The 207-nt window shown below is 49.8% G+C and carries 1 protein-coding gene; it reads left to right on the top strand.

Annotation, left to right across the window (positions count from 1 at the left end; genetic code table 11):
• Positions 1-207, top strand: a 207-nt coding sequence (locus LKX83_RS33775; protein WP_227887700.1) for an SAM-dependent methyltransferase, incomplete at both ends; no start/stop codon positions are given.

Below are 207 nucleotides of genomic sequence, written 5' to 3'. Positions count from 1 at the left end.
GACGGGGCGCATGCTTCGTTTGTGGAGCGCTTAGGTCCACTCTCTGATCCGGGATTATCTGAGTATATAAAAAAAGAGTCCATTCCACCGATTGAGGGATATCGGACCGAGGTGAATCTGAACAGTCTGAGGTGGTTGAGAGAGGCAGGGCAGTGGCTGAAGGAAGGATATGTACTAACCATCGACTATGGCTATGAACGCAATGCA

Source organism: Cohnella baijiui, assembly GCF_020731285.1.
Taxonomy (GTDB): Bacteria; Bacillota; Bacilli; order Paenibacillales; family Paenibacillaceae; genus Cohnella.
This window is presented reverse-complemented; position numbering and strand designations above follow the sequence as displayed.